This window comes from Massilia niabensis, from assembly GCF_042655085.1.
Classification (GTDB): domain Bacteria; phylum Pseudomonadota; class Gammaproteobacteria; order Burkholderiales; family Burkholderiaceae_D; genus Telluria; species Telluria niabensis.
The window spans coordinates 360,799-373,664 of the sequence record NZ_JBHSMU010000019.1 but is presented as its reverse complement, the minus strand read 5'-3'; the positions used below and the strand labels follow the sequence as shown (position 1 = coordinate 373,664).

The 12,866-nt window shown below is 60.3% G+C and carries 13 protein-coding genes and 1 pseudogene; 9 read left to right on the top strand and 5 right to left on the bottom strand.

Annotated elements, in window-relative coordinates:
• The first annotated feature begins 46 nt into the window (after positions 1-46).
• The 5 genes and pseudogenes from ACFPN5_RS24940 (at position 47) to ACFPN5_RS24920 (ending at position 2,800) form a co-directional block, all read left to right on the top strand.
• Positions 47-763 (top strand): histidine phosphatase family protein, encoded by a 717-nt coding sequence (locus ACFPN5_RS24940; RefSeq protein WP_379786545.1) that lies wholly within the window; start codon positions 47-49, stop codon positions 761-763.
• 199 nt (positions 764-962) lie between these two features.
• Positions 963-1,307, top strand: a complete 345-nt coding sequence (locus ACFPN5_RS24935) for a hypothetical protein (RefSeq protein ID WP_379786612.1) — start codon at positions 963-965, stop codon at positions 1,305-1,307.
• Positions 1,220-1,426 (top strand): integrase core domain-containing protein, encoded by a 207-nt coding sequence (locus tag ACFPN5_RS24930; RefSeq protein WP_379786544.1) that lies wholly within the window; start codon positions 1,220-1,222, stop codon positions 1,424-1,426. The genes ACFPN5_RS24935 and ACFPN5_RS24930 overlap by 88 nt, the downstream gene beginning before the upstream one ends.
• Before the next feature lie 537 nt (positions 1,427-1,963).
• Positions 1,964-2,032: pseudogene (locus ACFPN5_RS24925) on the top strand (adenylate kinase); the annotation flags it as partial.
• 180 nt (positions 2,033-2,212) lie between these two features.
• Entirely contained in the window at positions 2,213-2,800 is a 588-nt protein-coding gene (locus ACFPN5_RS24920) for a recombinase family protein (protein ID WP_379786543.1), read from the top strand.
• Positions 2,801-3,035: 235 nt separating this feature from the next.
• On the opposite strand, the gene ACFPN5_RS24915 is transcribed toward ACFPN5_RS24920, so the two are convergent.
• The 4 genes from ACFPN5_RS24915 to ACFPN5_RS24900 all read right to left on the bottom strand — a co-directional run bounded on the left by ACFPN5_RS24915 (position 3,036) and on the right by ACFPN5_RS24900 (position 6,468).
• Complete coding sequence (locus tag ACFPN5_RS24915) at positions 3,036-3,422, bottom strand: type II toxin-antitoxin system VapC family toxin (protein ID WP_379786542.1); 387 nt, start codon at positions 3,420-3,422, stop codon at positions 3,036-3,038.
• Entirely contained in the window at positions 3,419-3,619 is a 201-nt protein-coding gene (locus ACFPN5_RS24910; RefSeq protein WP_379786611.1) for a type II toxin-antitoxin system VapB family antitoxin, read from the bottom strand. The genes ACFPN5_RS24915 and ACFPN5_RS24910 overlap by 4 nt, the downstream gene beginning before the upstream one ends.
• A 649-nt stretch (positions 3,620-4,268) precedes the next feature.
• Positions 4,269-5,444 (bottom strand): tyrosine-type recombinase/integrase, encoded by a 1,176-nt coding sequence (locus ACFPN5_RS24905; RefSeq protein ID WP_379786541.1) that lies wholly within the window; start codon positions 5,442-5,444, stop codon positions 4,269-4,271.
• Positions 5,445-6,117: 673 nt separating this feature from the next.
• Positions 6,118-6,468 carry a hypothetical protein gene (locus ACFPN5_RS24900; RefSeq protein ID WP_379786540.1) on the bottom strand — a complete coding sequence of 117 codons (351 nt, stop codon included), beginning with the start codon at positions 6,466-6,468 and terminating at the stop codon, positions 6,118-6,120.
• 31 nt (positions 6,469-6,499) lie between these two features.
• Here ACFPN5_RS24900 and ACFPN5_RS24895 point away from each other — a divergent pair, with 31 nt between their 5' ends.
• From ACFPN5_RS24895 to ACFPN5_RS24880, 4 genes are all read left to right on the top strand, one after another.
• A complete protein-coding gene (locus ACFPN5_RS24895) occupies positions 6,500-6,811 on the top strand; it encodes a hypothetical protein (RefSeq protein ID WP_379786539.1) in 312 nt (103 codons plus the stop codon).
• Between the two features lie 619 nt (positions 6,812-7,430).
• Positions 7,431-8,327, top strand: a complete 897-nt coding sequence (locus tag ACFPN5_RS24890; RefSeq protein ID WP_379786538.1) for a LysR family transcriptional regulator — start codon at positions 7,431-7,433, stop codon at positions 8,325-8,327.
• A gap of 131 nt (positions 8,328-8,458) precedes the next feature.
• Positions 8,459-9,244: a dioxygenase family protein gene (locus tag ACFPN5_RS24885; protein WP_379786537.1), complete on the top strand. Its 786-nt coding sequence runs from the start codon at positions 8,459-8,461 to the stop codon at positions 9,242-9,244.
• A 58-nt stretch (positions 9,245-9,302) separates the two neighbouring features.
• Positions 9,303-9,881 carry a YceI family protein gene (locus tag ACFPN5_RS24880; RefSeq protein WP_379786536.1) on the top strand — a complete coding sequence of 193 codons (579 nt, stop codon included), beginning with the start codon at positions 9,303-9,305 and terminating at the stop codon, positions 9,879-9,881.
• A gap of 62 nt (positions 9,882-9,943) precedes the next feature.
• On the opposite strand, the gene ACFPN5_RS24875 is transcribed toward ACFPN5_RS24880, so the two are convergent.
• Positions 9,944-12,736 carry a glycosyl hydrolase 115 family protein gene (locus ACFPN5_RS24875; RefSeq protein ID WP_379786535.1) on the bottom strand — a complete coding sequence of 931 codons (2,793 nt, stop codon included), beginning with the start codon at positions 12,734-12,736 and terminating at the stop codon, positions 9,944-9,946.
• Between the last annotated feature and the right edge of the window lie 130 nt (positions 12,737-12,866).

Below are 12,866 nucleotides of genomic sequence, written 5' to 3'. Positions count from 1 at the left end.
CGACTGCCTACCCCTACGTCTCATGGTGATATTTTGTGGAGATTTTATGCACTGCCAACCTGCCTCGCGCCGGCGCATCTACATTATGCGTCATGGTAGCGTCAGCTACTTCGACACGGCTGGCCGCCCCGTTCTGCCCGAAAAGGTCCCGCTGAACGAGACCGGCCGCATGCAAGCCGACGCCGCTGGGGCCGCCTTCAGCGCCGTCGGCGTCTCTTTCGACCGCGTCATCATTTCCGGCTTGCCTCGCACCGCCGAAACCGCTGCCCGCGTCCTTGCTATCACAGGGCAACAGATCGCACCCGAAATATGGCCCGAGCTCCACGAAATCCGTGGCGGGCGGCTTTCAATCATTCCGGAAGACGAACTCAAGCGGGCCTTTACTGCCGCTTTCGACGGCTTGGTCGATCCTGGTCAACGCTTCCTCGGAGGTGAGTCGGTCAGCGAGCTGATGGATAGGGTGCATCCGGCGCTCGACCGTCTGCGCGCCGACTCCAGTTGGAACACAGTCTTGCTCGTTTTGCATAGCGGCGTGAATTGCGCGATCCTGTCCTTGGCTCTGACTGGTCAGCGTCTCTTTCTAGGTGGGCTGGCCCAAGAAGCCGGGTGCATCAATGCGCTCGACGTAGGCAGGGATTCGCTCGATTGGGTGGTACGTTTTGTGAACCATGTGCCCCCATGTCCCCTGCAGCCGGACGTGCGCAGCACAACCATGGAACAATTGTTCCACCAGTATCGCCGCGCTAGTCAAAGTTCTCCCTAAGTTCGAAAGTGGATTTGACAGATTAATCGTTCGGTCGTTTGCTTTATTGACTCCTTGCCGATCCTTGCGTTGCTGCCTGCTATGACCTGATCGGAATCTTATAGCCAGCCGGATAATCAGAAGGCAAGCGCTTGAGATCCTCAGGAGTAAGGGTTTATCTGAACGCGCTGCCTGCCGATTTGCCGGGGTAAGTCGGCGCGTGGCGAATTACGAGCTTTGGGTCGGGCGCATCGCCGTAGTGACGGATACGAAGGTGAGCCGGGTCTGGCGCGTCTGGAGCAAGCTCGGGCTGAACCTGCCGAAGCGTCGCCCAAAGAAGCGTCGCAGTGGGAGCGACAGCCGCATACTCGGTTCGACTGCGCACAACTCAGTGTGGACGGATGACTTCGTGCATGAACAGCTGGCCAACGGCGGGCCAATCAAGCTGCTCTGCGTCCTGGATGAGAACACGCGCGAATGCCTGGCCATCGAAGTATCAAGCCAGGCAGTCCATGGCAGAACGGATTTGTCGAAAGGCTCAACGGCAAACTGCGCGAATGCCTGAACGGGGAATGGTTTGTGAGCCGGCAGTGGGCCAAGCTGATCATTGAGAAGTGGCGGCATTTTTATAACAATGAGCGGCAGCATTCCGCACTTGGCAACCGCACCCCGGCTTCGGTCTAACGTGATCGGCGCCAGAAGCAGGTAGCTTGAAGTCGACGATTAACATTTGCCGTGGCCTCAAATTGGCCGATCAGGTCACATTTGAGAAGCCGGTTTCATGCGCTCGGACTTCCAGAGCTTGAGCTCCATGCAACACAGCCGTGATTTGCGCAACAATGCCGAGTGGGACGTACTTCTAAATGTTTCGATTATGACGCCACAGAAGTAAGGGGCGGAACGAAAGTTCAGGGCAGCGCAATAGAAGCTCATATTTCATCGTGGTTCATAAATTCCAGATGTTGCATTGCGAAACATTGTTTGAAACTGTGTTAGCAGCATGGCTTGCCGCTGAACAAAGACAGTCTTCAATAACTTATTGATTTAAAAATGAAATCTAGTTAGCAACGACAGCGTGGGCAGCGATCAGGTAGCGCAAATCCTCATGGCGCACCCCTTGCAAGACAGAGCCCTATCAATGCAAATCGCAGATGCGGAAGCATTCAGACCGCATGCGCATGCATTAATAACTATTGAACCAAGCCTCTTAGGAAACTTACGATGCGTCTTATTATGTTAGGTGCTCCCGACGCCCGCAAAGGCACTCAAGCCAATTTCATCAAGGAAAAATAAAACATCCCCCAGATATTCCGAGCGAAGATTATCATTGAGATATTTCTATGCAACATTCAACAAGCCCTTCAGCGGCAAGTACAGTGCCTGACGCGAGACAGGACGGTCGCCTTCTAGAAAGCGCTTAACTAAACAATTAGCAGATATCTCTCGGAACTAAAAGAGAAGGCAAGGAAAATGGCAGTTTTCGGGTATGGAATCTCAACTACGAAAGAGGTGCATAGCGAGCACGAACGCATCCAAATTGAGCGTGCCGGATATCAGATTGATCACTGGTACGCAGACGACGAGGCAAGCTACTTGCTATCGTCTTCGCACCGTGCAAAGTTTAGCGTTCTTCTCAATAATATTAGCAGCGGCGAAACGCTGGCAGTAGCCACACTCGACCGGCTTGGCCGGGATCTTCAGGACGTTGGCGCAACGATCAGGATGTTGGCGGCGCGCAAGGTCGAACTCATTATTCTTCAAATTGGAGAGCTCAATCTGACTTCATCGTCAGGTGAGCTGGTACTCGCGATGCTAGCCGCGTTGGCTGAGATGGATGGCGGTGCACCGGCTAAGCGCACTGCATCTCTTATATCGGGCCCGAAGACCGCTGGAAGGACTCTCGGTCGCCCGCGTAGCACAACCGAAGAGCAGCGCGTGGAAATGGTGAGGCAACATCGCGAAGGGAAAGGAGTATCAATTAGCGCCCTGGCCCGTGCGCACGGAATTTCCCGAGCCAGCGTGATGCGCATCGTGAGGCCGGCAGTTGCCTCGCACTGACAAAATAAATGAAAAAACTTTTGATCGCATTGGGCTTGATTGCATAAACTAGGCAGGAGACCCTGGTGTTAGGGCTTCAGATTGGTTTGAGCGCTTGAGTCCCATGGTAAAGGTAACTGGGGGCATTCCGAAGGTACATGTATCCGTCAATATTCATCGATCGGTGATGCGCCGGCCGGATCTTGGGTGTCACCGACGCGAATGTTCATGGAAGGTCGTCATGCACATCACGGCTTCAGTGTCGAGTTGGCTGGTAGGCGATGCCAAAACGCTGTGCCAGCTGCAGGAGGCGCCTGTCTTGCGTCCACAGCTGCGAGCCTGGGGTCAGCAACGCCGAGGCCAAGAGAGCCAGGTCGACCAGGCCGCACCCGAGCCCGTACAACTGTTCGCGCTCGATCAGCTCTCTTACTTCGTTGGGGCTAGCTTGCCGTGTCTGCGATAGCGCTGCGACGTCACTCAGCGTGCGCGCCCGCGGTGCCGGCGGCGTACCACACGCGAGCTCCGTCACCACCATCGGATGCGTTAACGTCAGATCCAGCGTCAGCAGATGAACAAGCGCCTCGTTGCGTTGTCGAAAATGATCGACCCATACCGAGGTATCGACCAAGACACCGCCCGTCATGCCAGGTCAGTGCCCCGACGCGGCACCTCAGGCATCGCCGGGGACACGCCGCCGAGTGCTGCGAGACGTTTTGCCGCTTGCACCCGAACGAAAGTTTTGATTGCCTCCCGAAACAGATCTCCCCGATCCATTTCCGGGTCGGCCATGTCGAGGGCTTTCGCATACAGCTCATCGTCAATGGTGACAGTTGTTCGCATCATCCCTCCGCATCAAAGATGATCCGATTGTGCATCAAATACAGCATCTTCACAAGCGTGTCTGTAGCACATAGTGGGAATGCCGCACCCGCGTCGTACGAGTGAGAGTAGCGTTCGAACGTTAATAGGAATCCTTGGGTGAATGTACTGCCTTTGTCGAGGCCGTCATCGACGTGAATGCCTTCAAGGAAACCAGCACAGCGGTGTGAAAACTGCAGCATATTAATTCGCAGCAGTAGCACAGAATAATTCGACTTAATACCAGCTATGTCCAAAGATGAGTTTTGACACTGCTTTCAATTCCTTTTGGGTTACATTTTACCAACACGTCAGTTGACGAGGAGCCTTGGCTGACGCTCAAATATCGCTGAGTGACCCTATGCCCGAATCACCGTAGGGTAACTTGTACGACGGTAGATATTTCGCCTGCCGATGACTCAATTCGGCGGCTGATCCTGCGCCAGATTTTCCTCTGCGTTACATTGCAAGCGCCTAGTAATGCCGACAGCGTGTGGGTAGCCGCGGGGGTAAATCGGAAAAACCGGCATTCTTCATAGGAGAGATGGCGGACACCGTCGGATTCGAACTGCACCCAGGCCTCGGATTTGTCTCGGCTAGCGGCATACTGGCTATCGCGCGGCATTAACCACTAAATCGCTAATTTAGACATTGCGCTTGCGGCAACTTCGCTTCTTAAGTGACCGTAATGCTTCTCGATCATTGCGACCGACGTGCCGCTAATTTGCGCAACGGTTAGCAGGTCCAAGCCACCGTGCACAAGGTCGCTTATAACGCTGTGACGCAAGGTGTACGCCGTTGTCTCTGTAGGCAGGCCTGCGCGCCGCACTGCGTCCTTGATCGGGCCTTTCCATGCATCCTTGTTCCAGGCATTACTGTCCGAACGCGCAAGTAGTGGCATGGTTTCGTGGCGATTTCGAGCAGCTTCAAGGAACAATACGGCAGTTTCTGCAGGTAATTTTATCTTGCGGTCTTGGCCGCTCTTGTCTTTACCGATGGTGAGCACACTCAAGCGTGAATCAAAATCCCTGACGGTCAACGCTGCCAAGGCGCCTGGACGCAGGGGAATCATTGAAAGCCCTCGCAAGAAGGCAGCTAGATCCGGCGGCGCGAATCGTATCAGCTCGCGACGCTGGAGAATGTCTAGATATAGGCTACGTCGCTTGCTGACGTTCTCAAAAGCTTTGAGCGGGGCCCTCCATGAGAAATCGGTCGCCACCATTCCGTTTTCATGAGCGTGATTAAGTGCTGCCCGCAGTGGGGCCATGTCACGGTTGACCGTGTCTTTTGAGCGCTGGCGTGCGTCGCCTGCCTTGTTGATCTTCACAGGTACCGCGACCATACGCCGGCGAAATGCGTTCAGATGTTCCCGTGTCAATTTTGATAGCTCGATCTTGCAAATCGGATCTGGAAGAATCCACCTCGTATATCGGGATGCGAGATCTTCCGCCGGCTTGACACCCTTCTGTTCCCTAATGAACTGAACATAAGCGTTGCATGCTTCCTCTACGGTACTTTGATGCTGAGGCGCCCCTTCAGCGCCGGTGCTTTCGCTTGCAAGCCATTCACGGGCTAGCGCAACGGCACGGTCAAACCGCTCACCAGGCTGAACTTCGTCAAGAGTCCCCAAGCCGCGTTCGACCTGTTTGCCTTTTTTATCGCGATAGCGAACGCGCCATATTCCGCTTGTGTCAGCCGACATTTTCCTAAAGCCAACATAGAAGCCTTTGCTGAGTCTGTGCCAATATGACTCTCGTTGAGGTCGTAGCTTGTTACGAGCCGTAACGGTATCGATTCTGATGGCCATTCTGCGCACCTCCCTGATCGGTTAGACCTTCGTGGAAGCGGATGGGGTATCGATCCAATGTACGAAAAAAGTACGAAAAACTGTAGCAGACTCCCTCGGACGACCATGGACAAAAATCAAAGGCTCTCCTATGAGGATTCGATCCAATGACGTCCAGCGAAGGCCGGATCACCACCATTCACACTGCAGGGGTCGCAAGTTCGAAACTTGCACTTCCCACCAGAATTCGTCATTAAGCCCATCAGCTTCGGTTGATGGGCTTTTTGCATTGTGGGCCGAGCGAATCGAAAGCAAGCGGAGGAAGCGTTGCGCGCAAAAGCGGAGCAGCGCTTTTTGCTTTTTATGGGCCGATTTTTGGCTGGATGGGCACCTGCTGGCTTGCTGGCGCAGTGCGCTGCCGAGAGCGTCCGCTCCAGCCAAAGCTCGGGCTGATATTCACCGGCTGTATGGCTGTGATTCCAAATCAAAATTAGACACATATGCCGTCGCGCAGCATACTGCACATGTCTCCTCCAACTCTTCTCAACAGAATTGGATTCAACCCGCCGTGATGGCGGGTTTTTTTTCGCCTGCTCCTCGCAAGGATGTTCATGCGCCCGGCCCACGCGGCTGTGGGTATGGTGCCCTTGCACCGTCACACCCCGTGCGCCAAACCCAGGCGCGAGCCCCCGGGTCATTGACAGTGCCGCCGCATCATTTCCATGTGATGCTGACGCATTTCCGGTGTCATGCCTTTCATTTTTTCGTCCATCATCGCCCGGTGCTGTTCCGGCGACATTTTCTGCATGTCGCGGTGCATGGGGCACATCGCGCCCATGTTCGTCTGTCCGGGCGCCATCTGGCCGGACGGTGCGCCGGACATCGTCGCCGCTCCTGACTGTCCGCCCGACATGCCGCCCATCGTCGTGGCATCGCCCTGCGCAGGGGCCCGTGCGGCCCGGTCGGGATGGTGGGCGGCGTGGCCTGTCGTGCCGTCGGTTGTCGTACAGGCGGCCAGTGCCAGGATTGCCAACGGCATGGCCATGCTGCGGGCCGGTGAGTGAAATACTGTAGCCATGCCGGACCTCCTTCTCGTGCGTCGTGCCTACGCCGCTGTTCAAGCGCTCGGGCATCGGCGAGGGCAGCGCAAACAGCAGGTTCTGTTTCATGTTGTGCACGGTGCGCTCCTGTTTCAGGCGCGCTGCGGCGATACCCCGCAAATATCCTTTGACCAGCGTGACCGGCGCGCCGTTCATGGCGACATCGGCTCCTGTCAGAAATTGTGGCGCGCACCGACGTTGAACGCACGGTCGCCGGAACCGGCCTCGGTATTATTGCTGACCCTCCATCCGGAACCGGAAGCGTTATTCGATGGCAGCTGTTTTTAGATCCAGCCGGGCCCGGTCAGTCTGGACTATGCGATGCACATGCCAGGCCATTACAGGAGCGGGCAGGCAGGCAGGTAGCCGCGCTATTCAATAACGCGAGACGCGTTGCTCGGCACCGTCCCGCCAGGAGCAGGCTTTTTGGTCTTCCAGAGCCGCGTTACGCGGAGCGGTCCACGACTGGCCGTGTGTTACGTGCACGGGGTTTTTCGAACAACTGGTGCTCGCGACGGATGCTCTCAACGATGAGTTGAACATGATCGGCAAGCAGGATGTTGGCGCGAGGAAATGAGTCGGGCGTCGCCATCAGCGCGTTTTAGCGGGAGCAGGCCTGGCGAAAATCCGCTTCGCGTTGCTCACCGGCTTTGCGGGCCTGATCGGCGGCGTGATCCGAAAGTGTCAGGATGTGCATTGTTATCTCGGTAGTTTCCATCTTCGATTGCCGAGACCGCCAAGGGTTCTGACTGGATGTGCATTCTCTGTGGCTGCTCAAGCGAGCGTTGACCGCCCCGACGGGCCATGGTTTGCCCTGCAGTGCCTAGGCCGAGCGGTAACGGTTGATCACCTCGGCAGTTGAGATAATCCGCTTAAAATGCGGGGTGTCGTTCCAGCCGGAGAAATAATGGACAGGTTCCTCGAAATGAAAGTGTTTGCGGCCGTTGTCGAGGCCGGCAGCTTTACCGGTGCGACCGAGCCACTCGGCATGTCGAAGGCGGCCGTGTCGCGCTATGTCGCCGAGCTCGAGGAGCGCCTGGGCGTGCGCCTGCTGCACCGAACCACGCGCAGGCTCTCCCCGACGACCGAAGGCGAGATCTTCCATGCACGCTGCCGCGAGTTGCTGGGCAACCTGGACGAAGCCGAAGCCGAGATCAGCTCGCGTAGCGGCGAGGCAAGCGGGCTGCTGAAGCTGAATGTGCCGGTGACCTTCGGCCTCATGCACCTGGCCTCGCTGTGGCCCGCCTTCCTCGCCAGGCACCCGAAGCTGGCGCTCGACATCACGCTTTCCGACCGCGTCGCCGACCTGGTCGAGGAGGGCTTCGATGTTGCGGTGCGTATCGGCCAGCTGGCGCCGTCCTCGCTCATCAGCCGCAAGCTGGCGTCCACGCGCATCGTCCTGTGCGCCTCGCCGGCTTACCTGCGCAAGCACGGCGAGCCGGCCACCCCAGGCGACCTGCTGCGGCACGCGGTGATTTCATACAGCCTGTTCGCGAGCGGCGAGAACTGGAGTTTCACCGGACCGGAAGGCGAGGACACCGTCAAGGTCGCGCCGCGCGTGCGTACCAACAGCGGCGATACCTGCCGCGCGGCGGCGCTCCAGGACCAGGGCATCATCCTCCAGCCGACCTTCATCGTCGGGGCGGACCTGGCCCAAGGCACGCTGCGTGAAATCATGCCGGGCTACCGTTCGATCACGCTGGGCATCTACGCCGTCTACCCGTCGCGCAAATTCGTGTCGCCCAAATTGCGCCTGCTAATCGATTACCTGGTAGAGGCTTTCTCCGACCCAAGCTGGGAGTAGAGGGTATTTGATCGACTGTTCCTGAAAGTGGAACAGTATGCCCCGTCGCAGGCTATTTATCTGTAAAAGCCAAAGGAATAAGATGATCCTATTCATGCGGCAGTGGCCGCGCTGACGAACAGGAGTTCGGCATGACCCGGTTTCCATCCATTTTTCTTTCGCATGGTTCTCCCATGCTGGCATTGCAGGACAGCCCTGCGCGCCGCTTCCTGCAAGGGCTCGGCGCATCGCTCGGCAAGCCCAGTGCCATCGTCGTTGTCTCGGCCCACTGGGAAACCCGGGGTGGCCCGGCCGTGAGCCTGGCGCAGCGACCGGAGACGATCCACGACTTCGGCGGCTTTCCCCGCGCACTGTTTGAAATGCAGTATCCGGCCCCGGGCGCGCCGGCCGCGACTGAACGCACGGCGGCGCTGCTCGAAGCACAGGGCATCCCGGTCGGCCGCAGCACCGATCGCGGGCTCGACCATGGCGCATGGGTACCGCTGAGCCTGATGTACCCGGACGCGGACATCCCCGTGACGCAGCTGTCGATAGTGCGTGGCGCCAGCCCGGCCGAACACGAGCGCCTTGGCCGCGCCCTGGCGGCGCTGCGCAGCGAGGGCGTGCTGGTGATCGGTTCTGGCTCGCTGACGCACAACCTGTACGAAATCAGGGGGCAGGGCCCGGACGCGCCGGTGCAGGACTGGGTCAGCCTATTCGGGGACTGGGTCAAGGCGCGGCTGGAGGACAGCGATCGCGACGCCCTGCTGGACTACCGGCGCGCCGCGCCGTTCGCGGCGCAGAACCATCCGACCGATGAGCACCTGCTGCCGCTGTTCGTCGCCATGGGCGCGGGCGGCGAGGGCGCGCGGGCGACGCGGCTGCACGCCAGCGTGGAGCACGGCGTGCTCGCGATGGATGCCTATGCTTTCCAATAAGGCCGCGCGGCCACCTTATCCAAATCTCCCGATTCACCCATTTTTCAAAGAGAAAACCATGAACCAACTGAGCAAACTGATTTCCGCAACCGTCCTGGCGCTGGCCGTTTCCGCCCCGGCACTGGCGGCCCCTGAATCCTACACGCTCGACCCGGCGCACACCTTCCCGCGCTTCTCGTACAACCACATGGGCTTCTCCACCCAGCTGTCGCGCTTCGACAAGACCAGCGGCAAGGTGGTGTTCGACAAGGCGGCGAAGACGGGCAGCGTCGATATCGTGATCGACATGAAGTCGGTAAACACGGGCTTCCCGCTGTTTAACGAGCACATCCAGGCGGAAGACTTCCTGGACACCGGCAAGTATCCGACCGCGACCTTCAAGTCGACGAAAGTCAATTTCAAAGGCGGCAAACCGGCTTCGATCGTGGGCGACCTGACCATCAAGGGCGTCACCAAGCCGGTCACCCTGACGGTGACCTCGTTCCAGGCGATGCCGCATCCGATGCTCAAGAAGGACGCGATCGGTGCCAACGCCACGACCACGATCAAGCGCTCCGAGTTCAATGCCGGCAAGTACGCACCGGACGTCGGCGATGAGGTTCGCATCGACATCGCCCTCGAAGCGATCAAGGAATAAGTTCTTTTCCAGCGTCCTGCAGCGCCTTCAGTATCCATCCCCGCCCGGCGCTTCAGGCGCTCTCAGTCGCGGGGCGGCATGCCGTAGTAGTGCGGGGCGCCGTCCATCACCACGTCGACCCGGTCCAGCACCACGCCGGGGTCGAGCGCATACACGCGCAGCCTGTGCACCCCGGGCTTCATCTGCGCCACGGCCGTGGTGCGCACCGCCATGTTCGACAGCACGTTCTGCTTCCATTCGTCGCTGCGGCCGAACGTCGTGTAGTCGAGGATGTCGAGCGGCCCGTCGTCGAGCTGCACGGCGATACGCAGGCGGTTGGCCGAGGTCAGCGCATGCACCGGCACGGCAACGAAGCGCAGGGTGGCGCCGCCTTCGCTGCGGGTATGGAAACGGTACTCGAGCGGCGCGCTGCCATTTTGCGCCGCAGCCTTGCGCGACGGCAGGCCGAGGCGGGCGCGCATGGCCTGGCCGGAGCTGCCCAGGCCCGGCTGGGCTTCCCAGTCCGCTCCCGGGTTTGCGGACCCCGCCGGCAGCACGACGATCCGTTCGCGTTCGCCCGGCAATCCGGCGCCGGCACTGTCCTTTGCCGGCGCCTGCACCTGCAGGTTCAGTTTGAACACGTTCCCGCCGCATTGCAGCGACATGGCCGGACTGGCCGCGCCGTCGTAGTCGAGCGTGATGCGCTGCTCGTAGCCGTTGCGCGCGTCCAGTGCGCCTGACGCGAGCTGCGCGCGCACACCCTGCGCTCCGGGCGCGACGGACCAGGTGGCCGCCTGCTCGCCGTAGCTGACCAGCGTGACGATACGGCTGGCCTTGCGCCCGGCGGGCAACACCAGCGCGTTCGCTTCGACCGAGTGCGGCGCCGGGTAGGTCACGCCGCAGCCGCGCTTTTGCGAAGTGCCCCAGGTCGGATAGGCCGGTTCGGCGAACACCGGCAGGCGGCGCGGCGCGATGTCCATGAAGTGCGCCCACCTGCCGCCGCCGAGCGTGTTGTAACTGGCTGCGTCGGCCACCAGCGCCGCGTGCGCCTCCCTGGCCTGGCGCGTGTACAGGTTGGGGGAAGGGCGCTGCTGGCGCGCGTATTCCGCTGCCAGGTCCAGCTTCAGGATGCGGGTATTGAGGTTGGCGCTGGAGCGCACCGGGTACAGCACCAGCTGGAAGTAGGCATCGCGCAGCTCGGCGGGCAGGCGCGCAGCAAGCGACTCGGCGCGCCCCACCAGCGCCGCATAGCGCGCCAGGCGCCCCTCGGCTTCTTCGCCGCCGGTACGGATGTAGTCGGTACTGCGCACCTGCCTGGTCGGCTCGGTCTGGCTCCAGCCCATGAATTCGGGGCGGCGCTCCCATGCCAGGCGGTAGTACTCCAGCTGGATGGCGGCGACTTCCTCGCCGTGCTCGCGGCCGAACTGTTCGCCGCCCCAGGCGGCCAGGTGCTGCGCCGGGTCCTGCTTCAGGACATTGGCGTCGAAGGCGGCATCCAGGAAGTACTGCGTCAGGTATTCGTTGGGCTTGATGTCGCCCACGTTCACCACCCACAGGCGGCGCGTCTGCGTGGCCCAGGCGCGCTGGAGCTGGTCGCGGATCAGGGCCGGATGGGTGGTCCCCAGCCACAGGTAGTCGTGCGGACGGCCCCAGTAAGAGATGTGGTAATACAGGCCATTGCCGCCGCTGCGCGCGCCTTCCTTCGGCGTGCCGAGTTGGTGCAGGTAGCCGTAGTTATCGTCGGGCCAGGCCAGGGTGACATCCTCGGGCACCTTCAGGCCGAGGTTGTAGTAGTCCAGCACTTCCTTGTACATCGTGAAGACCTGGGGAATGCGTGCGGCAGGTTTGCCCAGGCTGCGGCTGAGGATCGCGCGCTGCTGCTTGATCACTTCCTCGACAGTCCCGCGCGCATGCTCGGGGCTGGTTGCGCCTTCCATGGCCGAATCGTGCACGCCGCGCAGGCCCAGCGTATACACGTTCTCGAAGCCCTTGACCTCGTCGACGCGCTCCTGCCAGTAGCCGAGCAGGCGGTTCCGGTTCGTGAAAAAGTTGAACGGGCCGTAAGACTTCTTCCATTCGCCGACGTTATTGCGCATCATCGGCTCGGCGTGGGAGCTGCCCACCAGGATCGCGTGGTCATCGGCCGCCTGGGCATTGCCCGGCACCGTGTAGAAGGCGCGGGTTGAGTCGTGCATCGCGGGCCAGATCAGGTTCGCCTTCAGGCGCCACATCAGCTCGAACACGCGCGAATAGGTGCGCGGGCCGATGTCCTTGACCGGGTCGTAGTTCCTGGCCGCCCAGGGCTGCAGGCCCCAGTCTTCGTCGTTGATGAAGATGCCGCGGTAGGCCACCGAGGGCGCGGCCGACAGTCGGTAGGCGCCATCCAGCGTGAGACCGGCGCGGCGCCGCGGTTTCACGTCCGCCCACCATTCCCAGGGCGAGATCCCGAGTTCGCGCGACGTGTCCACTACGCCATACACGCTGCCGCGGCGGTCGGAGCCGGCGATCAGCAGGATGTTGCGCCCGTTCGCCCGGCCGGCTACCCGGATGTAGCGTTCCTGCTGGCCGGCCAGCGGGGCCAGGTCGACGCCCATGGCACGCGCCACCTCCGTAACAAGCGGCGACTGCGCGCTGCCGATCACGATGCAGTGCGCGCGGCAGTCGGCCAGCGTCTCCACGCGCGCGGACTCGAGCCCGGTCAGCTGCTGCAGGTCGCGGCGCAGCAGGTCCCCGGCGAGCTGGAAGGTGACCGGCGAATCGCTGACGATGGTGGGCAACTGCGTCTCGGTGCCGAGCGTGAAAGGCGCGGCACCTACGATGCCGCTTGCCAGCACGAGGCCGAGGGCCGGGAGCCATACTGCAAGGCGTAATGTCATGATGATCGCGATAGGGGTGGGCGCCACATGCCGCATCTCGCAACGGGAGTTGTCATCAAGGGGCGGCTTATGTACTACTCATTTATTAATATATCAGCGCATTGTATGGACTTAATTTGCCTGGCGAAGG

Coding starts and splice junctions, on each gene's coding strand:
- ACFPN5_RS24915 (WP_379786542.1), bottom strand. CDS start 3,422: ATGACGGGCGGTGTCTTGGTCGATACCTCGGTATGGGTCGATCATTTT.
- ACFPN5_RS24875 (WP_379786535.1), bottom strand. CDS start 12,736: ATGACATTACGCCTTGCAGTATGGCTCCCGGCCCTCGGCCTCGTGCTG.
- ACFPN5_RS24940 (WP_379786545.1), top strand. CDS start 47: ATGCACTGCCAACCTGCCTCGCGCCGGCGCATCTACATTATGCGTCAT.
- ACFPN5_RS24930 (WP_379786544.1), top strand. CDS start 1,220: ATGCCTGGCCATCGAAGTATCAAGCCAGGCAGTCCATGGCAGAACGGA.
- ACFPN5_RS24885 (WP_379786537.1), top strand. CDS start 8,459: ATGACCCGGTTTCCATCCATTTTTCTTTCGCATGGTTCTCCCATGCTG.
- ACFPN5_RS24890 (WP_379786538.1), top strand. CDS start 7,431: ATGGACAGGTTCCTCGAAATGAAAGTGTTTGCGGCCGTTGTCGAGGCC.
- ACFPN5_RS24910 (WP_379786611.1), bottom strand. CDS start 3,619: ATGCGAACAACTGTCACCATTGACGATGAGCTGTATGCGAAAGCCCTC.
- ACFPN5_RS24900 (WP_379786540.1), bottom strand. CDS start 6,468: ATGGCCATGCCGTTGGCAATCCTGGCACTGGCCGCCTGTACGACAACC.
- ACFPN5_RS24905 (WP_379786541.1), bottom strand. CDS start 5,444: ATGGCCATCAGAATCGATACCGTTACGGCTCGTAACAAGCTACGACCT.
- ACFPN5_RS24920 (WP_379786543.1), top strand. CDS start 2,213: ATGGCAGTTTTCGGGTATGGAATCTCAACTACGAAAGAGGTGCATAGC.
- ACFPN5_RS24880 (WP_379786536.1), top strand. CDS start 9,303: ATGAACCAACTGAGCAAACTGATTTCCGCAACCGTCCTGGCGCTGGCC.
- ACFPN5_RS24895 (WP_379786539.1), top strand. CDS start 6,500: ATGCCGGACCTCCTTCTCGTGCGTCGTGCCTACGCCGCTGTTCAAGCG.